Raw genomic sequence first — 19291 nt, forward strand, 5'->3', positions numbered from 1 at the left:
TCGCCCCCCGTTTTCCTGCAGCGACCCGACATGTCCGATTCTTCCCGCCCGAGCGGCCGCGCGCCCGACCAGCTGCGCGAGGTGCGCTTCGAGCGCGGCTTCACCCGCCATGCCGAGGGGTCGGTGCTGGTGAGCTTCGGCGACACCCGCGTGCTGTGCACCGCCAGCGTCGAGAACCGCGTGCCTGCATTCCTGCGCGGCAAGGGCGAAGGCTGGGTCACTGCCGAGTACGGCATGCTCCCGCGCGCCACCAACACCCGCAACGACCGCGAAGCCGCGCGCGGCAAGCAGGGCGGGCGGACGCTGGAGATCCAGCGGCTGATCGGCCGCAGCCTGCGCGCCTGCGTCGATCGCCGCGCGCTGGGCGAACGCACCATCACCCTCGACTGCGACGTGCTGCAGGCCGACGGCGGCACCCGCACCGCCGCGATCACCGGCGCCTATGTCGCGCTGGTCGATGCGATCCGCGTGCTGCAGGCGCGTCGCGAGCTCAGCCGCGACCCGGTCCACGGCGCGATCGCCGCGGTCTCGGTGGGCGTCTACCGCGGGGTGCCGGTGCTCGACCTCGACTACGCCGAGGACAGCGACTGCGACACCGACATGAACGTCGTGATGAACGATGGCGGCGGCTTCATCGAGATCCAGGGCACGGCCGAGGGCCACGCGTTCCGCCGCGCCGAGATGGACGCGATGCTGGGCCTGGCCGAGGCCGGCGTGGCCGAGCTGGTCGCGCTGCAGCGCGCGGCGCTGGCAGGCTGACGTGGACGCATCCACGCGCACGCCCCTGGTGCTGGCCAGCGGCAATGCCGGCAAGCTGGCCGAACTGCAGGCGATGCTCGCCGACCTGCCGCTGGAGATCGTGGCCCAGCGCGCGCTGGGTGTGGACGACGTGCCCGAGACCGGCACCACGTTCGTCGAGAACGCGCTGATCAAGGCCCGCCACGCCAGCGCCGTCACCGGTCTGCCCGCGCTGGCCGACGACTCGGGCCTGATCGTCGATGCGCTCGGCGGCGCGCCCGGCCTCTACAGCGCCCGCTACGCCGGCACGCCGACCGATGACGCCGCCAACAACGCCAAGCTCCTCGAGGCCCTGCGCGACGTGCCCGAGGACCGGCGCACGGCGCGCTTCTACGCGGTGATCGTGGTGCTGCGCCATGCCGACGATCCGCAGCCGCTGATTGCAGAAGGTGCCTGGGAAGGCCGCATCCTGGGTAGCCCGCGCGGCCACCATGGCTTCGGCTACAACCCGGTATTCCTCGACCCCGAGCACGGCCTGACTGCCGCGGAGATGGCACCGGAACTCAAGAACCGCCTCAGCCACCGGGCCCGCGCGCTCCAGGCACTGCGTCAGCGCCTGACCGGCCTGGCATCCTGATCCCTCCTGGCGGGTCTGCCCGCCCCTGGCGCCGGGCCACCCGGCCCCTCCACGCTTCCGGCCGATGCTGATTCCCCCGCCCCTGTCGCTGTACGTGCACCTGCCCTGGTGCGTGCGCAAATGCCCGTACTGCGACTTCAACTCGCACGAGCAACGTGGCGCGCTGCCGTTCGATGCCTACGTCGACGCGCTGCTGGCCGATCTCGATCAGGACCTGCCGCTGGTCTGGGGCCGCACGGTGCACAGCGTGTTCTTCGGCGGCGGCACGCCGAGCCTGTTCCCGGCCGACGCGATCGACCGGCTGCTGCAGGGCGCCTCGTCGCGACTGCGTTTCGCGCCGGGCGCGGAAATCACCCTGGAGACCAATCCCGGCACCGCCGAGCACGGCCGCTTCGAGGACTACCGCCGCGCCGGTGTGAACCGGATCAGCTTCGGCATCCAGAGCTTCGACGATGGCTGCCTGCACCGCCTGGGCCGCATCCACGACAGCGCCCAGGCGCTGGCGGCGATCGCGCTGGCGCGCGAGGCGGGGTTCGACAACGTCAATCTGGACCTGATGTATGCGCTGCCGGGCCAGACGCTGGCGATGGCCGAGGACGACATCGCGCGCGCGATCGCGCTGGCGCCGGCGCACATCTCGCATTACCAGCTCACCCTTGAACCCAACACTGTCTACGCCGCGCGCCCACCGCAGAACCTGCCCGACGAGGACCTGGCCTGGGACATGCAGGAACGCTGCCAGGCGCGGCTCGCCGAAGCCGGCTACGCGCAGTACGAGATCTCGGCCTATGCGCGGCCGGGCCGGCAATGCGCCCACAACCTCAACTACTGGCGCTTCGGCGACTACCTGGGCATCGGCGCCGGGGCCCACGGCAAGCTCACCCTTGGCAGCGAGCAGGCGATCGCGCGCCGCTGGAAGCACAAGCACCCCACGGCCTGGCTGGCGACCGCCGGCACGCCGGCCTCGATCGGCGGCGACGAGCGCATTGCCGAGGCGCGCCGGCCGTTCGAGTACATGCTCAACGCGTTGCGCCTGGTCGAGGGCTTCACGCTGCACGATTTCGAGGCCTGCACCGGCCTGCCGCCGTCGGCGATCGCCGCCCCGCTGCAGGCCGCGTTCGACGCCGGATGGCTGCACGACGACGGCGCCCGCATCGTGCCGACCGCGCTCGGCCACCGCTTCGCCAACGACGTGGTGTCGCTGTTCCTGGAAGACTGACGTGCCCGCCCCCAGGCCCGGGGGCGCTTGCGGCAGAATAGGCGTTCACGCTTTTCCCGCAGGATCGAGATGTCCACCACTTCCGTGCCGTCCGCTGCCGACCTCTACGCCGACCACCTCGCGACGCTGTCCCAGCGCACGCACACCGCGCTCGAGCGCGCGGGCCTCGACCACCTGGTGATCCCCAGCGGCACGCTGCACTACCAGGTCTTCGACGACCGCGACTACCCTTACGCGGTCAACCCGCAGTTCAAGGCCTGGGTGCCGCTGACCCGCAACCCGGGCAGTTGGCTGGTGGTGACGCCCGGCGCGAAGCCCAAGCTGATCTACCTGCAGCCGCGCGACTACTGGCACGTCGTGCCCGAGGCGCCCTCTGGTTATTGGGTGGCGCACTTCGATATCGTCGTCATCCGCAAGCCGGAAGACGCCCAACAGCACCTGCCCAAGAATGCAGCGCGTTGCGCGATCCTCGGCGAGCCGCAGAGCGCGCTCGGCCAGTACGGCGCCTACCGCCCGAACAATCCGCCGGCGGTGATCGACCATCTCGACTACCACCGCGCGTTCAAGACGCCCTACGAGATCGCGATGCTCCGCGAGGCCACGCGCATCGCGGTCGGCGCCCACCAGGCCGCCGAGCGCGCATTCCGCGCCGGCGCCAGCGAGTTCGGCATCCACCTGGCCTACTGCCAGGCCGCCGGCCAGGACGCCAACGAACTGCCGTACCACAATATCGTCGCGCTCAACGAACACGCCGCGGTGCTGCACTACACCGAACTCGGTCGGCTTGCGCCCGACCCGGTGCACAGCTTCCTGATCGACGCCGGCGCCAGCCATGCCGGCTACGCAGCCGACATCACCCGCAGCTACGCGCGCGACACCGGCAGCGAGTTCCAGGCGATGATCGACGCTGTCGACCGCGCGCAGCGCGCGATGTGCGCGCAGGTCCGCAGCGGATTCGACTACAAGCAGTTGCACCTGGACGCGCACCTGGCGCTGTCGGGCGTGCTGCGCGACTTCGGCGTGCTGCGCGTCTCACCCGAGGAAGCGCTGGAGACCGGCGTCAGCGCCGCCTTCTTCCCGCACGGCATCGGCCACGGCATCGGCCTGCAGGTGCACGACGTCGCAGGCTTCGCGGCCTCGGAGACCGGCGGCACCATCGCCAAGCCCGACGGCCATCCCTACCTGCGCCTGACCCGCACGCTGGCGCCGGGCATGGTGGTCACGATCGAGCCGGGCGTGTACTTCGTCGACATGCTGCTCGAGGACCTCAAGGCCGCGGGCAAGGGCGATGCGGTCGACTGGGACCGGGTCGAGACGTTCCGCCCCTACGGCGGCATCCGGATCGAGGACAACGTGGTGTGCACCGACGATGCCCCGATCAACCTCACGCGCGACGCGTGGGACGCATCGGCCGAGTAAGCCGCCCCCATCCGGCCCGGCGCAGCCCGCGGGGCATTCGATCGCCCCGCGCGGCAGTGCCGCGCAAGCGGATCGCCCTCGCGCGCGCGGGAGGGCTTTCCACTGCGGACTGAAGCATTGCCGCCATCGGTATGCGGAGGCGTTGGCCCGAAGCGACTTGCCGTCAGCGCGCCTGCGCCATGAAGGCTTCGATCTCGTCGGCCGTGCGGGCCAGACCCGCGGTGAGCACTTCGTGCCCGGCGCGGGTGATCAGCACATCGTCCTCGGTGCGGATGCCGATGCCGCGCCACTTCGCATCGACCGACGTGTCGTCGGCCGGCACGTAGAGCCCGGGCTCGATCGTGTAGACCATGCCCGGCTCGAGCAGGCGCGACTCGCCCTCGATGCGGTAGTCGCCGACATCGTGCACGTCCAGGCCCAGCCAGTGCCCGGTCTTGTGCGGGTAATAACGCTTGTAGCTGCCGTCGGCGATGCACGTCTCCAGACGGCCCTTGAGCAGCCCCAGCCGCAGCAGCCCTTCGGTCAGCGCCTCGACCGCCGCGTGGTGCCCGGCCTCGTAAGGCCGGCCCGGCTGTGCCTTGCTCAGTGCGGCCTGCTGCGCCGCTTCCACGACCTCGTGCAGCGCGCGCTGCGCCGCGGTGAAACGACCGTTGACCGGGAACGTCCGGGTGATGTCGGCGGCATAGCCGCGGTACTCCGCCCCCGCGTCGATCAACACCAGGTCGCCGTCGCGTGCCTGCGCGGCATTGGCCCGGTAGTGCAGCACGCAGGCATTGGCGCCCGCACCGACGATACTCTCGTAGGCCGGCACCGCGTCGTGGCGGCGGAACACGTACTCCAGCTCCGCCTGCAGTTCGTACTCGCGCACACCCGGCCGCGCCGCGCACGTCGCCGCAGCGTGCGCCTCGACGCTGATCTTCGCCGCCCGGCGCATCAGCTTCAGCTCGTCGGCGGTCTTGATCAGCCGCATCTCGTCGAGCAGGTGGCCGAGCTCGAGGAATTCGTGCGGCGGCTGCGCACCTAGCCGGACCTGCGCGCGCACGCGGTTGAGCCAGCCGATGAGCTGCAGATCGAATTCGGTGTCGCGCCCGAAGTGGTAGTACACCCGGGTCCTGCCCTCGAGCAGCCCGGGCAGGATCTCGTCGAGATCGTCGATCGGATACGCATCGTCCACGCCCAACGCGTCCACCGCGCCCTCGGGACCGACCCGCGGCCCATCCCAGGCTTCGCGCTCGGCGTCGCGCTCACGGCAGAACAGCAGCGCCTCGCCATGCACGCGGCCGGGTACCAGCACCAGCACCGCATCGGGTTCGGCGAACCCGGTCAGGTACCACAGGTCGGAATCCTGACGATACGGAAAGTGGGTATCGCGGCTGCGGATACGCTCGGGCGCCGAGGGCACCACCACGATCGCGTCGTTGCCGGCCATCCGCATCAACTGGCGCCGCCGCTTCTGGCAGGCGGCCACGGACATCGCGTCGGCCACGTCAGTTCAACCGGTTGCGATGACGCCGGCCCAGCGCCGCATCGCCGTGCAGCAGCAGCACCGCCACGCGGACGAATTCCTCGATCTCGGCGAATGCGTCCTCTTCGGCGTCGTCGTCCTCGGCATCGGCCTGCGCGTCGGCCGCCGCGAGCCGCGCAAGATCGGCCAAGGCCTCGGTGCCTTCCTCCGACAGGCCCGGGGCCGCGCCCGCCGCCAGGCCGAAGCCACCGAGAAACCCGCGGCACCAATCGAACAGCGCCGCGCTGCGCGCCGACAGCGTCGCGTCCTCATCGGGCAGCACCAGCGAAAAGCCGAAGCTGCGATCTTCCAGCTGCGCCGCGCTGACCTCGCGCAGCCGGTCGAGCGCGCTGCCGGCCACCGGGGCAGGCAGGGTGTCGTCGGCAAGCACCGGCGCCAACCAGTCGGGTCGTGACGCCCCGCCACCGGCCAGCCAGCCGCACAGGCTTCCATGCAATTCGCTGGCCCCGATGGCCAACTGCAGACGGCCGGTCTCGGCGTCGATCTCGGCGGGACTGGGCAGGTGTTCGGACACAGGACTCACGAGGGCGGCGAGGGACGGCGCAGTGTAGCAACCGCACCGTCGTCCCCTCATCGCCACGCTTGTTGTCCCGGCCACGCGATGCCTAAACTCGACGCCGCCCCTCCGGCGCGGAGTCCGCGTGATCGTCCCCAGTTCGTTGCACGTTCCGGTCACTGCATTGCTGACCGCATTGCTGGTGCTGTGCGCGGTGCTGGTGCTCGGACGGCAGCGCCGGCGGGCCCGCCCCCACGCCCGGGACGAGCGGGCGGCACGGCTGAACTTGGCGCTGTGGGCCACCGGCGAGCGCGACTGGGACTACGACATGGGGTCCGGCGAGGTCCGGCACACCGTGTGCGAGACCGACCCGCACGGCGAGGCCGCGGTCGAACACGTGGTGCCGATCGATGCGCTGCTGCACCCCGAAGACCGCCCGCTCGCCCGCGAGGCACTGGCGCGCTACATCGCGGGCGATGGCGGCGGCCAGTTGCAACTGCAGGTGCGCGTCGCCATCGACGGCGGCGACTGGCGCTGGGTTCGCGTGCGCGGCCGCGCGGTCGCCCGTGACCGCGACGGTGCAATCCTGCGCATCGCCGGTACCGCGCTCGACATCACCGGCACGCGCGCGGCCGAGCGCGAACACCGCATCGCCGCCGAGGTGCTGCGCAGCATGCGCGAGGCGGTCGCGGTGATCGATGCCGGCTTCCGCTACGTCGCGGTCAACCCGGCGTTCCTGCGCATGACCGGGTACACCGAGAGCGAAGTGCTGGGCCAGGACGCCCGGCTGCTCGACGACAACCCCGACGACGAGGATGTCTCGCGCCACCTGCGCGAAGAGGCTGCGCGCCACGGCCACTGGAGTGGCGAGTTGCGGCAGCGGCGCAAGGACGGCGAGCAGTTCCTCGCCGCCGTCGAGTGCCGCACCGTCTACGACGCCGACATGGGCCAGCCCCTGCACGTGTTCGTGCTCAACGACATCACCCATCAGAAGCGCGCCGAACAGGAGCTGCGCTATCTGGCCAACTTCGACACCCTCACCAGCCTGCCCAACCGATCGCTGCTGTCGGAGCGCCTGTCGCGCGCGATCACGCGCGCCCGCGACAACGGCCACCGCATCGCGGTGCTGTTCCTCGACCTGGACCGCTTCAAGGACATCAACGATTCGCTGGGCCACGCCGCCGGCGACCGCATCCTGTGCGCGGCCGCCACCCGAGTGCAGCAGACGGTCGGCATGCACCACACCGTGGCGCGCCTGGGCGGCGACGAGTTCACCATCGTCATCGAGAACCTCGACGAGGTACAGGCCGCCGATCGCATGGCGCGCGAGATCATCCATGCCTTCGAGGCGCCGTTGCGCATCGACGACCGGCGGCAGATCACCATCTCGCCGTCGCTGGGCATCAGCATCTATCCCGACCATGCGCGCGGGGCGATCGAACTGCTCAAGCAGGCCGACATCGCGATGTACCAGGCCAAGGCCGCCGGACGTCGGACCTTCAAGCGCTACGACGATGCGATGGACATCGCCGCCCGCCGACGCGCCACGCTGACCGGCGCGCTGCGCGAAGTGCTCGACCGCGGCGAACTGCGTCTGGTCATGCAGCCGCGTCACGCCCGGGCCCAGGGCGGCATCGCCTGCGTCGAGGCCCTGCTGCGCTGGAACAGCCCGACGCTGGGCGAGATCCCGCCGAGCGAGTTCATCCCGATCGCCGAGGAAAGCGGCCTGATCCACGAGATCGGCGAATGGGTGCTGCGCGAGGCCTGCCGCACCGTGCTGGACTGGCGCCGGCAGGGACTGGCCGACATCTCGGTCTCGGTCAACGTCTCGCTGCTGCAACTGCTGCGCGGCGATTTCCCCGGCGTCGTGCGCCGCGTGCTGGAGGAAGTCGGATTCCCGCCCCAGAGGCTGGAGCTGGAACTGACCGAAAGCGTGCTGATGGCCGACGCCGAGCACGCCGCCGCGCGCCTGCAGGCCCTGCGCACGATGGGCGTGTCGCTGGCGATCGACGATTTCGGCACCGGTTACTCATCGCTGGCGTATCTCAAGCGGCTGCCGATCACCACGATCAAGATCGACAAGGCCTTCGTCGCCGGGCTGCCGGACGACCGCGAGGACGCCGCGATCACCGCCACGGTCATTTCGCTGGCGCACGCACTGGGCCTGCGGGTCGTCGCAGAGGGCGTGGAGACGGAGGCCCAACTGCGCTTCCTGACCGACCGTCAGTGCGATGAACTGCAGGGCTACTGGATCTCGCGGCCCCTGCCCCCGGCCCAGTGCCTGGCCTTCGTCCGTGCCCATCCCGCCGGCCCCGCCCCGGTCGCGGACAGCCACCGCTAAGGCGCCCGCCTTGACCGGCACCGGGGCGCTGCCTATCGTGCCGACATGGACACGCCCGACGTCATCACCCAACTCGCCCGCCTCACGGCGCGCGTGGAGACGTTGATCGAGCGGGCCCGCCTGCTGCGCGACGAGAACCGCAGTCTGCGCCAGCAACAGGAAAGCATCGTCGTCGAACGTGCCCAGTTGGTGTCGAAGAACGAACAGGCGCGCTCGCGCGTCGAAGCGATGATCACGCGCCTCAAGTCCCTGGAGCAGCACACGTGAGCGGTGCCAGCGAGGCGGTCAGTGTCCGCGTGCTGGACCGCGAGTACACCGTGGGCGTGGCGCCGGGCGAGCGTGACGGCCTGACGGCGGCCGCGCGCCTGGTCGACACCCAGATGCGCGAGATCCGCGGCGCCAACCGCATGGCGGCCGTCGACCGCATCGCCGTGCTCGCAGCGTTGAATTTCGCGCACGAGCTGCTGCAACTGCGCCAGACCGGCGGCAGCGACGGCCGCGCGATCGCCGAGGCCATCGCGTCGCTGCATCGCCGGCTCGACGCGTTCGAAGCCGAACTCTGATCGTAGGCCAGCAGACGCTGGAACGATCGCGACGCGTTTCTGGCCGCGCCGCCTTCGCACCGCCGCCACGCGGCTGAACTTGTTCCATCGCCGAATGCCGCTCGCCGACGAACGGCTGCGCGCATCGGCGTTGCGGCGCTATACTGCGCCTGCGTTCTCTGCCGTGTCCGACAGCGTGCAAAACATTCGCCTTGTCCCTTAAGAACGACACCGGGGATGCAGGAAAACCGGGAGTGCATATCCGCCCTCGAGCGGAAAGCCCAAAGGAATTCCGGCGTTCCCACTTGAACCCCGGGTTCAAGGTCGTTTCGCGTGCATCGACATGTGCGGAGAACGTATTTCTTTTCGCCTGCCGCGTCGCCGGCGCTTTTTCGACGACGAGTCCGGCCGCATGACCGACCGCCCCGCCCTTCGCCGCCGCCTGCGCGACCAGCGCCGCGCGCTGCCAGCCGCGACGCGGATCGCCGCCGCCGAAGCCCTGGCCGCGCAATTGCTCGCCCTGCCCACGCTGCCCGCCACCGGCTACGTCGCCGGCTATTGGGCCAGTGACGGCGAGATCGGCCTGCATGTCTTCCAGCTCCGTCTGCCCCCCGGCCTGGTCTACTGCCTGCCGGTGCTGCATGGCGACACGCTGCGCTTCGCGCCCTGGCGCGCCGGCGATGCGTTGGTGACCAACCGTTACGGCATTCCCGAACCGGACGTCGAGCCCACCTCGGCGCTGGATGCGCGGGAGATGGCGCTGGTCGTCGCACCGCTGGTCGGCTTCGACGCGCAGGGCCATCGCCTGGGCATGGGCGGGGGCTGGTACGACCGCAGCTTCGCGTTCCGCCGGGCGCAGGGCGCGCCGCCCCTGCTGGTCGGCGCCGCCTTCGCCTCGCAGCAGGTCGACGCACTCGATGCCGCCGACTGGGACGTGCCGCTCGACGCGGTCTGCACCGAATCGGCGACCCTGTTTCCACCCTCGCCCCCGCCGCCTGACGAGACGCGATGAGCACCCGCAAGCGCTACTGGCTGATGAAGTCCGAACCCGAAGACTTCTCGATCGACGACCTCGCCCGCGTCGGCACCGAACCGTGGACCGGCGTTCGCAACTACCAGGCGCGCAACTTCATGCGCGACGGCATGCGGATTGGCGATGGGGTGTTCTTCTATCACTCCAACGCGGCCGTGCCGGGCATCTACGGCATCGCCGAGGTCGCCAGCACCGCCTATCCCGATCCGACGCAGTTCGACGCGTCGTCGAAGTACTACGACGAAAAGGCAAGCCAGGAAGCCCCGCGCTGGTTCCTCGTCGACGTGCGCTACGTGCGCACGCTCGCCCACCCCATCACCCTGAGCGAGATCCGCGAACACGCGGACGCGCTGGGCGAGGAGTTCGCGCTGATCCGCAAGGGCGCGCGCCTGTCCGTGCTGCCGGTCACGGCCGCGCAGTGGAAGCTGTTGTCGTCCCTGGAGAAGAAGCGATGAGCGAAGGCAAGCGCCTGGCCGGCGAGAAGGCGATCGAGTACGTCGAGGACGGCATGATCGTCGGCGTCGGTACCGGCTCGACGGTCGCGTTCTTCATTGACGCACTGGCCAAGATCAAGCACCGCATCGACGGCGCGGTGTCGAGCTCGGACCAGAGCACCGAGCGCCTGCGCCAGCACGGCATCGAGGTGCTCGACCTCAACGCCACCGGCCCACTGTCGCTGTACGTGGACGGGGCCGACGAGTGCGATCCGGGCAAGCACCTGATCAAGGGCGGCGGCGCGGCACTCACGCGCGAGAAAATCATCGCCGAGGCCAGCGAGCGCTTCGTCTGCATCATCGACCCCGCCAAGCAGGTGCCGGTGCTCGGCACGTTCCCACTGCCGATCGAGGTCATTCCGATGGCCCGCAGCCTCGTCGCCCGCGAGATCCTGGCGACCACTGGCGGCCAGCCGGTCTGGCGCGAGGGGGTGCGTACCGACAACGGCAACTGGGTGCTCGATATCCACGGCCTGTCGATCACCGATCCGGTGGCACTGGAAACGCAGCTCAACCAGATCCCGGGCGTGGTCAGCGTCGGCCTGTTCGCGCGTCGCAAGGCCGATGTCGTGATCGTCGGCACCGCGACGCCGACGGTGCTCTGACATCCTCGGCTACGCCTCCGCCAAAAGCGCCTTTGCCGGGCAGTAGCGGGTGTTCGCTTCGGACGGGCAGCGGCCTGCCGGCCGGAAGCCGCTTTTCCCTCGGTCAAGGCATCCTGCCTTGACTCGGGCGCGCGCCATCCATGGCGCGCTCGACGCGGCCACCGGCCGCCAGTCCGCTGCCTTGAGCGTTCGCAACTCGGACTTCGGGTAAGCGCAACGTTTTCTGTTGGAAGAAATCGAAGTGATTTGAGCCTCAGCAGCGTGGTGTACAGAGCTGTGAAAGCCATGAGCGCACAACCATCGCGCAGCACTGCCGCAAGTCCACGCCAACCCACGCGTGCTTCGCGTAGCTAAGCCGCGCAGCGGCATTGACCACGGGGAGCAGGCTTCCGGCCGGCAGGCCACTCCACTGGCCCAACCCGACGCAGGCTCCTCCCGCACTTCGGCGATCGGCCACAAAAAAGCCCGCCTTTCGGCGGGCTTTTTCGCATCTCGACAGCAGGAGATCACTCGACGTCGAGGAAGCTCCGCAGCTGTTCGCTGCGCGAGGGGTGACGCAGCTTGCGCAGTGCCTTGGCCTCGATCTGACGGATCCGCTCGCGGGTCACATCGAACTGCTTGCCGACTTCCTCGAGGGTGTGGTCGGTGTTCATGTCGATGCCAAAGCGCATCCGCAGCACCTTCGCCTCCCGCGGGGTCAGGCCGGCGAGCACGTCGCGGACCGTCTCCATCAGGTTGGTGTTGGTGGTCGCGTCGATCGGGGACTCCACGTTGGTGTCCTCGATGAAGTCGCCCAGATGCGAGTCCTCGTCGTCGCCGATCGGGGTCTCCATCGAGATCGGCTCCTTGGCGATCTTCATCACCTTGCGGATCTTGTCCTCGGGCATGTCCATTTCCTTGGCCAGCTCCTCCGGCGTGGCCTCGCGGCCGTACTGCTGGAGCATCTGGCGGGAAATGCGGTTCAACTTGTTGATCGTCTCGATCATGTGCACCGGAATCCGGATGGTGCGCGCCTGATCGGCGATCGAACGGGTGATGGCCTGACGGATCCACCACGTGGCGTAGGTCGAGAACTTGAAGCCGCGGCGGTGTTCGAACTTGTCGACCGCCTTCATCAGGCCGATGTTGCCCTCCTGGATCAGGTCCAGGAACTGCAGGCCGCGGTTGGTGTACTTCTTGGCGATCGAGATCACCAGACGCAGGTTGGCCTCGACCATCTCCTTCTTGGCCTTGCGGGCCTTGGCCTCGCCGTAGGCCATCGCCCGATTGATTTCCTTCAGGTCGGCCAGGGTCACGCCCATGGCCTTCTCGATCGCCAGCGTGGCTTCCTGCTCGGCGACGATCTGGTCGCGTACGTCCTTCAGGCCGGACGACCACTTCTGCTTGCGCTTGATCATCTCGTCCGCCCAGCCGGTATTGGTCTGGTTGCCATCCCAGGCGCGGATGAAGTCCTTGCGCGGCATCTTGGCGACGCGCGTGGACAGGTCGAGGATGCGGCGCTCGTGGTCCTTGAGCTCGCCGACGACGTCGCGCAGCTTGCGCACCAGCAGGTCGCTCAGCGGCAGCGGCAGCTTGAAGGTCATGAACTGGTCGGCCATCTCGCCGCGCAGCTTGACCACCGGCTTGGCCGACGCGCCGTTCTTGGCGTAGGCCTTCTGGAACTTGTTGAACAGGTCGGCCAGCACTTCCATGCGGCGCGCGACCTCGGCCGGGTCCGGACCGCTGGGGCCGCTGCTCTCTTCCTCGTCGCCGCTGTCGTCGTCGGCATCCTCGTCGTCGCTGTCGTCATCGTCCGCATCGGCGGCGACCGGCGCAGGCGCGTTGCCGGCAGCAGCCTCTTCCTCGGCAGCGAGTTCTTCGAGCAACTGGTCGTTGAAGCCGACCACGACCTCGGCCAGGCGCTTCTTGCCGGCCTTGTGCAGTTCGTATTCCTCGAGCAGCAGCTGGACCGACCAGGGGAAGCTGGCCACCGAGGCCATCATCTGGTTCAGGCCTTCCTCGATGCGCTTGGCGATGGCGATCTCGCCCTCGCGGGTCAGCAGCTCGACCGTGCCCATTTCGCGCATGTACATGCGCACCGGGTCGGTGGTGCGACCGCCTTCGGTATCGAGCGAAGTCAGCGCCGCGGCGGCTTCCTCGGCCGCGGTCTCGTCGACCTCGCGGTTGCCGCTCGATTCGCCCGCCAGCAGCAGCGTCTCGGCGTCGGGTGCGACCTCATGGACATCGATGCCCATGCCGTTGATCATGCCGATGATGTCTTCGATCTGCTCCGGATCGACCATGTCGTCGGGCAGGTGGTCGTTGACCTCGGCGTAGGTCAGATAACCCTGCTCCAAGCCCTTGCTGATCAGGAGCTTGATATCGGACTGCTGGGCGGGACGTTCATTCGCCATGTGGCGCACCGTTGTCAAAGTGAACCCGTAATTATACCACCTGCAGGGCCGGGGTCATGCCCGCAGCAGGAAGGTGACCGGGCCGTCGTTGACCAGGCTGACCACCATATGGGCCCCGAACTGCCCCGTTTCCACCCCCCCATGCCGGGCACGGCAAGCCGCGACCAGACGATCGAAGGTCCGTTCAGCCTCCTCGGGGGGCGCGGCGGTACTGAAGCCGGGTCGATTGCCCGAGCGGGTGTCCGCGGCCAATGTGAATTGGCTGACTAGCAGTAGCCCGCCGCCAGTCTGCGCCAGCGACCGGTTCATGCGCCCGGCCTCGTCGGCGAACACCCGGTAGGCCAGCAGCCGATCGGCCATCCGCGCAGTCTGGGCATCGTCGTCCCCGGGCTCGATCCCGACCAACGCCAGCAGCCCCGGCCCAATCTGGCCCACGACCTCGCCGTCGACCCGCACCGCCGCCTCGCTGACCCGCTGGATCAGAGCGAGCATGACGCCACCACTGCAGCCAGCCGCTCAGACCGGTCCCTCCCGCCCCTCGCCGCTGCGCCCCCATCCCAGCCTTCCCCCGCAGGCGGGGGAAGGAGCGATGCACGGCCCTCATCCCCACCTTCCGCCGCAGGCGGGGGAAGGAGCGAAGCACTGCCCCCATCCCAGCCTTCCCCCGCGAGCGAGGGAAGGGGCACAGCGACGCTCCTTGCAAACAGGCCTGTCGCGTGCTGTCCGACGCCCTCCCCCGCTTGCGGGGGAGGGTTGGGTGGGGGCAAGCGATCCGGCGATGCAGACGCCAAGGGCGAGCGACGGATGAGGAAGGCCACCCCATCCATCCCGCGCCTCGACGTTACGCCCCCATCCCAACCTTCCCCCGCAGGCGGGGGAAGGAGCGAAGCACGGCCCTCATCCCCACCTTCCGCCGCAAGCGGGGGAAGGAGCACTGCGCCGCTCCTCGCAAACGTTCTTGTCGCGCGCTGCCCGACGCCCTCCCCCGCTTGCGGGGGAGGGTTGGGTGGGGGCAAGCGATCAGACGATGCGGACGCCAAGGGCGAGCGACGGAAGGCCACCCCATCCATCCCGCGCCTCGACGTTACACCCCCATCCCAACCTTCCGCCGCAGGCGGGGGAAGGAGCGAAGCACTGCCCCCATCCCAGCCTTCCCCCGCGAGCGAGGGAAGGGGCACAGCGACGCTCCTTGCAAACAGGCCTGTCGCGCGCTGTCCGTCGCCCTCCCCCGCTTGCGGGGGAGGGTGCGGAGTGTTGGCCCGATACCGGCCCGCCTCAAGCGTGGAGTGAAGCGGAGTGAAACCCATCAACCCGAGTACCGGTTGCTGATCGGATAGCGGCGCTCGCGGCCGAAGGCGCGGCGCGAGATCTTCGGGCCGGGGGCGGCCTGGTGTCGCTTCCACTCGCTGGTGCGCACCAGCCGCAGCATCCGGTCGACGGTCGGCGCGTCGAAGCCAGCGGCAACGATCTCGTCGCGCGATTCTTCCTGGTCGACGAAGCGGCGCAGGATCGCGTCGAGCACGTCGTAGGGCGGCAGAGAATCCTGGTCGAGCTGGTCGGCGCGCAGCTCGGCCGACGGCGGCCGGTCGATGACCGCGGGCGGGATCACCGGACTGCCGGCGACGGTGTTGCGCCATTTCGCCAGCCCGAAGACCTCTGTCTTGTAGAGATCCTTCAGCGGCGCGTAGCCGCCGCACATGTCGCCGTAGATCGTCGCGTAGCCGACCGCGTACTCGCTTTTGTTGCCGGTGGTCAGCAGCAGCCCGCCGTGCTTGTTGGACAGCGCCATCAGGATCGCGCCGCGTGTACGCGACTGCAGGTTCTCCTCGGTCACATCGGGCGCCGCGTCGCCGAACGCCTCGGACAGCGTGTCGAGGAACCCCTGGAACGGCGGCTCGATCGGAATCGTGAGCATGCGCACGCCCAGGCGCTCGCATTGCTCGGCGGCCAGGTCGTTGCTCAGCCCGGCGGTGTAGCGCGACGGCAATCGCACCGCGGTGACGTTGTCGGCGCCGAGGGCATCGACCGCCATCGCCAGTACCACCGACGAATCGATGCCGCCCGACAGCCCCAGCCACACTTTGGAAAAGCCGTTCTTGCCGCAGTAATCGCGCAGCCCGCGCACCACCGCGCGCCAGGCCAGCGCGTCGATGCTCTCGTCGCCATCGTCGACCCAGAGCACCGGCGTGAAGCCGCGGCGCTCCCGGTCGTAATCGACCACCAGCCATTGGTCGTCGAACGCAACCGCTGCCGGATGCACGGTGCCATCGGCATCGGCAACGACCGAGGCGCCATCGAACACCAGCGCATCCTGGCCACCGACCACGTTGACGTAGGCCAATGCCACGCCCGCATCGCGCGTGCGCTCGGCCAGTAAGGCGTCGCGCTGGCGATGCTTGCCGCGCTCGTAGGGCGAGGCGTTGGGCACCACGACCAGTTCGGCGCCGGCGCGCACGGTGTCGTCAAGCGGCTCGGGGAACCACAGGTCCTCGCATACCAGCACACCGACCGGCACGCCGCGCACGTCGATCACGCACGAACCACCATCGGGGTCGACGTGGAAATAGCGCCGCTCGTCGAAGACGTTGTAGTTGGGTAACTCGCGCTTGCGATACGTCCGCTCGACCTTGCCGTCGCGCAGCACACTGGCGGAGTTGTAGAGCACGCTACCGGCCGACTCGGGCCAACCGACGACCGCGACGATGCCGTGCACATCCTTGGCGACCTGCATCAACGCCGCCTCGCAGTCGATCAAAAAGCCCGGCCGCATCAGCAGGTCTTCGGGCGGGTAGCCGCTGATCGCAAGCTCGGGGAACACGACGATGTCGGCGCCGAACTCGGTCTTCGCCTCCTCGATCATCGCGGCGATGCGTTCGGCGTTGCGCCCCACGTCGCCGACCGGAAAGTCGAACTGGGCCAGGGCGATGCGCAGGGGGCGGGCGGGGTCAGATGCCATACGTCAGGAAATCCAGGGCTTCGATGATGCGCAGTCGTTCGTCCGACAGGTTCGCGACCTGGGGACCGAGCATCTGCATGGGCACGCTGGTGATCTGCGCAGTGTCCATCACCATCGTGTTTTCGGCGACCGGCAGTGCCGGCATCAGGCGGGTGAGCAGTGGACCGGCCTGCTCGGGTGGAATCAGCGGCACGACGACGCGCGACTCCACGGTATCGATCAGATCGCTCTGCACGTTCAACCAGCAGGGCACCGCGTGACGCGAGGCCGGATCGGCATTGGCATAGACGCAGAACTGGCTCATACCCCCGCCGGGTCCTTCCGCGATGCCTTGAATGCGCGAACCCGGTCGCTGGCGAGCCCGTCGCGGGCAATGCGCGCGTTGTACGCGGCCATCGCCTCGCGGTTCTCTTCCCGCCACTGCGCGCGCCTGCGGGCACGCACCTCGGCCTCCAGCGCCTTTTCCAACGTCGCCGACAGGTTGATGTCGAGCGCACGCGCCTGTTCGAGCAATCCCTGGTTGATGCTGACATTGGTCGCGCGCTTGCCGTAGCCGGCATAGTCTTCGCGGATGCGCATGACGTGATCCTCTTCAATGCGCATCGAGCATGCGCATTGAGCCATCACCTGTCAACCGCATGACCGACCTGCTCCACCTATTGCGCAGAGTCTGATGGCGACAGCGTGACCGCGCCGCAAACCGGGGGCAGCGTGCAATTCCGCCTTGCGAAATGACACGCTGACTCCGGCTTTGGTATTACAGGTAGACACGAAAAGGCCGCCCGAAGGCGGCCTTTTCGACAAGCGCCGGTGACCCGGATCGCTTACTTGACCAGCTCGGCGATCGCCGCACCCAGGTCGCCCGGCGAACGGACGGTCTTCACACCGGCCGCTTCCATCGCCTTGAACTTGCCCTCGGCCGTGCCCGAGCCGCCCGACGCGATCGCGCCGGCGTGGCCCATGCGCTTGCCCGGAGGGGCCGAGGCGCCGGCGATGAAGCCCACGACCGGCTTCTTGACGTGCGCCTTGATGTACTCGGCGCCTGCTTCCTCGGCGTCGCCGCCGATCTCGCCGACCATGATGATGCCCTCGGTCTGCGGGTCCTCGTTGAACAGCTTCAGGCAGTCGACGAAGTTCAGGCCGTTGATCGGGTCGCCACCGATGCCGATGACCGTCGACTGGCCCAGGCCCGCCGCGGTGGTCTGCTTGACGGCTTCATAGGTCAGCGTGCCCGAGCGCGAGACGATGCCGATCTTGCCCGGCATGTGGATGTGGCCGGGCATGATGCCGATCTTGCACTCGCCCGGGGTGATCACACCGGGGCAGTTCGGACCGACCAGCGTGACATCAGGGTGCGACTTGAGCACGTTCTTCACCCGCAGCATGTCGAGCACCGGGATGCCCTCGGTGATGCACACGATGACCTTGATGCCGGCCGCTGCGGCCTCGAGGATCGCGTCGGCCGCGAACGGCGGCGGCACGTAGATCACCGACGCATCGGCGCCGGTGGCTTCGACCGCTTCGCGCACGGTGTTGAACACCGGCAGGTTGATGTGGGTGGTGCCGCCCTTGCCGGGGGTCACGCCGCCGACGACCTGGGTGCCGTACTCGACCATCTGGGTCGCGTGGAAGGTGCCCTGCTGGCCGGTGAAGCCCTGCACGATGACCTTCGTATTCTTGTTGATCAGAACAGACATTGAATGATTTCCTGGTCGCGTGGGGTCAGGCGGCAACGGCCGCGACGGCCTTCTTGGCGCCGTCGTTGATGTCGTCGGCCGGGGTGATGGCCAGGCCGGATTCGGCCAGCAGCTTCTTGCCCGCTTCCACGTTGGTGCCTTCCAGACGGACCACGACCGGCACCTTGACGTCCACTTCCTTGACCGCAGCGATGATGCCCTCGGCGATCATGTCGCAGCGCACGATGCCGCCGAAGATGTTGACGAAGATCGCCTTGACCTTGTCCGAGGACAGGATGAGCTTGAACGCCTCGGTCACGCGCTCCTTGGTCGCGCCGCCGCCGACGTCGAGGAAGTTGGCCGGCGAACCGCCGTTGAGCGCGATCACGTCCATCGTCGCCATCGCCAGACCGGCGCCGTTGACCATGCAGCCGATGTTGCCATCCATCGTCACGTAGTTGAGGTCGTACTCGCTGGCGCGCACCTCGGCCTCGTCTTCCTGGGTCGTGTCGCGCATCGCGGCCAGATCCTTGTGACGGAACGTCGCGTTGTCGTCGCTGTTGACCTTGCCGTCGAGCGCGTACAGGTCGCCGCTGTCGAGAATCGCCAGCGGGTTGAGCTCGACCAGCGCCAGGTCCTTCTCGTTGAACAGCCGGTACAGGCCGCCCATGATCTTGGCCAGCTGATTGGCCTGCTTGGCGTTGAGGCCGATCTTGAAGCCGATATCGCGACCCTGGTAGGCCTGGAAGCCCTCGACGAAGCCGACATTGAGGGTCTCGATCTTCTCGGGAGTCTCGGCAGCCACCTGCTCGATGTCCACGCCGCCCTCGCTCGAGACGATGTAGGTGATCGACTGCGTGCCGCGGTCGACCAGCACCGACAGGTACAGTTCCTTGGCGATCTCGCCGGCTTCGGTCACCAGCACCAGGTTCACCGGCAGGGCGACGCCCGCCGACTGGTAGGTCGCCATGTGGGTGCCGAGCATCTTCTCGGCAGCGGCCTTCACATCATCGTGGGTCTTGCAGAACTTCACGCCACCGGCCTTGCCGCGGCCACCGGCGTGGATCTGGGCCTTGACCATCCAGGGGCCATTGCCCAGGGACTTGGCTGCTTCGACTGCTTCGTCGGCGGAGGACGCGACGCGCCCGGCCGGCACGGGGATGCCGTAATCGGCAAACAACTGCTTCGCCTGGTATTCGTGGAAGTTCATGTGGGGT

Annotated in this window: 19 protein-coding genes and 1 other RNA gene; 11 read left to right on the plus strand and 9 right to left on the minus strand. The window is 68.6% G+C overall.

Annotated elements, in window-relative coordinates:
- Positions 1-30 precede the first annotated feature (30 nt).
- The 4 genes from rph (at position 31) to pepQ (ending at position 4013) form a co-directional block, all read left to right on the plus strand.
- Positions 31-759 (plus strand): ribonuclease PH, encoded by a 729-nt coding sequence (gene rph / locus FHW73_RS15155; RefSeq protein WP_183427578.1) that lies wholly within the window; start codon positions 31-33, stop codon positions 757-759.
- A 25-nt stretch (positions 760-784) separates the two neighbouring features.
- Entirely contained in the window at positions 785-1375 is a 591-nt protein-coding gene (rdgB, locus tag FHW73_RS15160) for an RdgB/HAM1 family non-canonical purine NTP pyrophosphatase (protein ID WP_183427626.1), read from the plus strand.
- Positions 1376-1439: 64 nt separating this feature from the next.
- Positions 1440-2594, plus strand: coding sequence for a radical SAM family heme chaperone HemW (gene hemW / locus FHW73_RS15165; RefSeq protein WP_183427579.1), 1155 nt, complete (start codon positions 1440-1442; stop codon positions 2592-2594).
- A gap of 69 nt (positions 2595-2663) precedes the next feature.
- Complete coding sequence (gene pepQ / locus FHW73_RS15170) at positions 2664-4013, plus strand: Xaa-Pro dipeptidase (RefSeq protein WP_183427580.1); 1350 nt, start codon at positions 2664-2666, stop codon at positions 4011-4013.
- 163 nt (positions 4014-4176) lie between these two features.
- Here pepQ and FHW73_RS15175 read toward each other — a convergent pair whose 3' ends face one another.
- Together FHW73_RS15175 and FHW73_RS15180 are read right to left on the minus strand one after the other, a co-directional pair.
- On the minus strand, positions 4177-5487 hold the full coding sequence (locus tag FHW73_RS15175; RefSeq protein WP_183427581.1) for an aminopeptidase P N-terminal domain-containing protein: 1311 nt from the start codon (positions 5485-5487) through the stop codon (positions 4177-4179).
- 13 nt (positions 5488-5500) lie between these two features.
- Complete coding sequence (locus tag FHW73_RS15180) at positions 5501-6112, minus strand: UPF0149 family protein (RefSeq protein ID WP_183427582.1); 612 nt, start codon at positions 6110-6112, stop codon at positions 5501-5503.
- Positions 6113-6179: 67 nt separating this feature from the next.
- Here FHW73_RS15180 and FHW73_RS15185 point away from each other — a divergent pair, with 67 nt between their 5' ends.
- The 7 genes from FHW73_RS15185 to rpiA all read left to right on the plus strand — a co-directional run bounded on the left by FHW73_RS15185 (position 6180) and on the right by rpiA (position 11049).
- The gene (locus FHW73_RS15185) at positions 6180-8375 is read left to right on the plus strand and encodes an EAL domain-containing protein (RefSeq protein WP_183427583.1); all 2196 of its coding nucleotides are present in this window, start codon (positions 6180-6182) and stop codon (positions 8373-8375) included.
- A 45-nt stretch (positions 8376-8420) separates the two neighbouring features.
- A complete protein-coding gene (locus tag FHW73_RS15190; RefSeq protein WP_183427584.1) occupies positions 8421-8642 on the plus strand; it encodes a TIGR02449 family protein in 222 nt (73 codons plus the stop codon).
- Positions 8639-8938: a cell division protein ZapA gene (locus FHW73_RS15195; protein ID WP_183427585.1), complete on the plus strand. Its 300-nt coding sequence runs from the start codon at positions 8639-8641 to the stop codon at positions 8936-8938. Before FHW73_RS15190 ends, FHW73_RS15195 begins: the two co-directional genes overlap by 4 nt.
- Positions 8939-9090: 152 nt before the next feature.
- A non-coding RNA gene (ssrS, locus tag FHW73_RS15200) (6S RNA) lies at positions 9091-9275 on the plus strand.
- A 54-nt stretch (positions 9276-9329) separates the two neighbouring features.
- Positions 9330-9929 (plus strand): 5-formyltetrahydrofolate cyclo-ligase, encoded by a 600-nt coding sequence (locus tag FHW73_RS15205; RefSeq protein WP_183427586.1) that lies wholly within the window; start codon positions 9330-9332, stop codon positions 9927-9929.
- Entirely contained in the window at positions 9926-10405 is a 480-nt protein-coding gene (locus FHW73_RS15210; protein ID WP_183427587.1) for an EVE domain-containing protein, read from the plus strand. Before FHW73_RS15205 ends, FHW73_RS15210 begins: the two co-directional genes overlap by 4 nt.
- Positions 10402-11049: a ribose-5-phosphate isomerase RpiA gene (gene rpiA / locus FHW73_RS15215; RefSeq protein WP_183427588.1), complete on the plus strand. Its 648-nt coding sequence runs from the start codon at positions 10402-10404 to the stop codon at positions 11047-11049. Before FHW73_RS15210 ends, rpiA begins: the two co-directional genes overlap by 4 nt.
- 506 nt (positions 11050-11555) lie before the next feature.
- Here the strand turns inward: rpiA and rpoD are convergent.
- The 7 genes from rpoD to sucC form a co-directional block, all read right to left on the minus strand.
- Entirely contained in the window at positions 11556-13442 is a 1887-nt protein-coding gene (gene rpoD / locus FHW73_RS15220) for an RNA polymerase sigma factor RpoD (protein ID WP_183427589.1), read from the minus strand.
- Between the two features lie 54 nt (positions 13443-13496).
- Entirely contained in the window at positions 13497-13934 is a 438-nt protein-coding gene (gene dtd / locus FHW73_RS15225; protein ID WP_183427590.1) for a D-aminoacyl-tRNA deacylase, read from the minus strand.
- An 814-nt stretch (positions 13935-14748) separates the two neighbouring features.
- The gene (locus FHW73_RS15230) at positions 14749-16398 is read right to left on the minus strand and encodes an NAD+ synthase (RefSeq protein ID WP_183427591.1); all 1650 of its coding nucleotides are present in this window, start codon (positions 16396-16398) and stop codon (positions 14749-14751) included.
- Positions 16388-16702, minus strand: coding sequence for a CcdB family protein (locus FHW73_RS15235; RefSeq protein WP_183427592.1), 315 nt, complete (start codon positions 16700-16702; stop codon positions 16388-16390). The genes FHW73_RS15230 and FHW73_RS15235 overlap by 11 nt, the downstream gene beginning before the upstream one ends.
- A complete protein-coding gene (locus FHW73_RS15240; RefSeq protein WP_183427593.1) occupies positions 16699-16977 on the minus strand; it encodes a type II toxin-antitoxin system CcdA family antitoxin in 279 nt (92 codons plus the stop codon). The genes FHW73_RS15235 and FHW73_RS15240 overlap by 4 nt, the downstream gene beginning before the upstream one ends.
- Positions 16978-17222: 245 nt before the next feature.
- Positions 17223-18095, minus strand: a complete 873-nt coding sequence (gene sucD, locus FHW73_RS15245; RefSeq protein WP_183427594.1) for a succinate--CoA ligase subunit alpha — start codon at positions 18093-18095, stop codon at positions 17223-17225.
- Positions 18096-18120: 25 nt separating this feature from the next.
- Entirely contained in the window at positions 18121-19284 is a 1164-nt protein-coding gene (gene sucC, locus FHW73_RS15250; RefSeq protein WP_183427595.1) for an ADP-forming succinate--CoA ligase subunit beta, read from the minus strand.
- Between the last annotated feature and the right edge of the window lie 7 nt (positions 19285-19291).

Origin of the sequence: Luteimonas sp. RC10 (genome assembly GCF_014192745.1) — a bacterium.
In the GTDB taxonomy this organism is placed as follows: domain Bacteria; phylum Pseudomonadota; class Gammaproteobacteria; order Xanthomonadales; family Xanthomonadaceae; genus Luteimonas.

Bases quoted from the DNA above. Each gene is read 5' to 3' on its own strand.
- dtd (WP_183427590.1), bottom strand. From the start codon at position 13,934: ATGCTCGCTCTGATCCAGCGGGTCAGCGAGGCGGCGGTGCGGGTCGAC.
- FHW73_RS15175 (WP_183427581.1), bottom strand. From the start codon at position 5,487: ATGTCCGTGGCCGCCTGCCAGAAGCGGCGGCGCCAGTTGATGCGGATG.
- FHW73_RS15190 (WP_183427584.1), top strand. From the start codon at position 8,421: ATGGACACGCCCGACGTCATCACCCAACTCGCCCGCCTCACGGCGCGC.
- FHW73_RS15235 (WP_183427592.1), bottom strand. From the start codon at position 16,702: ATGAGCCAGTTCTGCGTCTATGCCAATGCCGATCCGGCCTCGCGTCAC.
- rpoD (WP_183427589.1), bottom strand. From the start codon at position 13,442: ATGGCGAATGAACGTCCCGCCCAGCAGTCCGATATCAAGCTCCTGATC.
- FHW73_RS15180 (WP_183427582.1), bottom strand. From the start codon at position 6,112: ATGAGGGGACGACGGTGCGGTTGCTACACTGCGCCGTCCCTCGCCGCC.
- pepQ (WP_183427580.1), top strand. From the start codon at position 2,664: ATGTCCACCACTTCCGTGCCGTCCGCTGCCGACCTCTACGCCGACCAC.
- FHW73_RS15205 (WP_183427586.1), top strand. From the start codon at position 9,330: ATGACCGACCGCCCCGCCCTTCGCCGCCGCCTGCGCGACCAGCGCCGC.
- hemW (WP_183427579.1), top strand. From the start codon at position 1,440: ATGCTGATTCCCCCGCCCCTGTCGCTGTACGTGCACCTGCCCTGGTGC.
- rpiA (WP_183427588.1), top strand. From the start codon at position 10,402: ATGAGCGAAGGCAAGCGCCTGGCCGGCGAGAAGGCGATCGAGTACGTC.
- sucC (WP_183427595.1), bottom strand. From the start codon at position 19,284: ATGAACTTCCACGAATACCAGGCGAAGCAGTTGTTTGCCGATTACGGC.
- FHW73_RS15240 (WP_183427593.1), bottom strand. From the start codon at position 16,977: ATGCGCATCCGCGAAGACTATGCCGGCTACGGCAAGCGCGCGACCAAT.
- sucD (WP_183427594.1), bottom strand. From the start codon at position 18,095: ATGTCTGTTCTGATCAACAAGAATACGAAGGTCATCGTGCAGGGCTTC.
- FHW73_RS15210 (WP_183427587.1), top strand. From the start codon at position 9,926: ATGAGCACCCGCAAGCGCTACTGGCTGATGAAGTCCGAACCCGAAGAC.
- FHW73_RS15230 (WP_183427591.1), bottom strand. From the start codon at position 16,398: ATGGCATCTGACCCCGCCCGCCCCCTGCGCATCGCCCTGGCCCAGTTC.
- rph (WP_183427578.1), top strand. From the start codon at position 31: ATGTCCGATTCTTCCCGCCCGAGCGGCCGCGCGCCCGACCAGCTGCGC.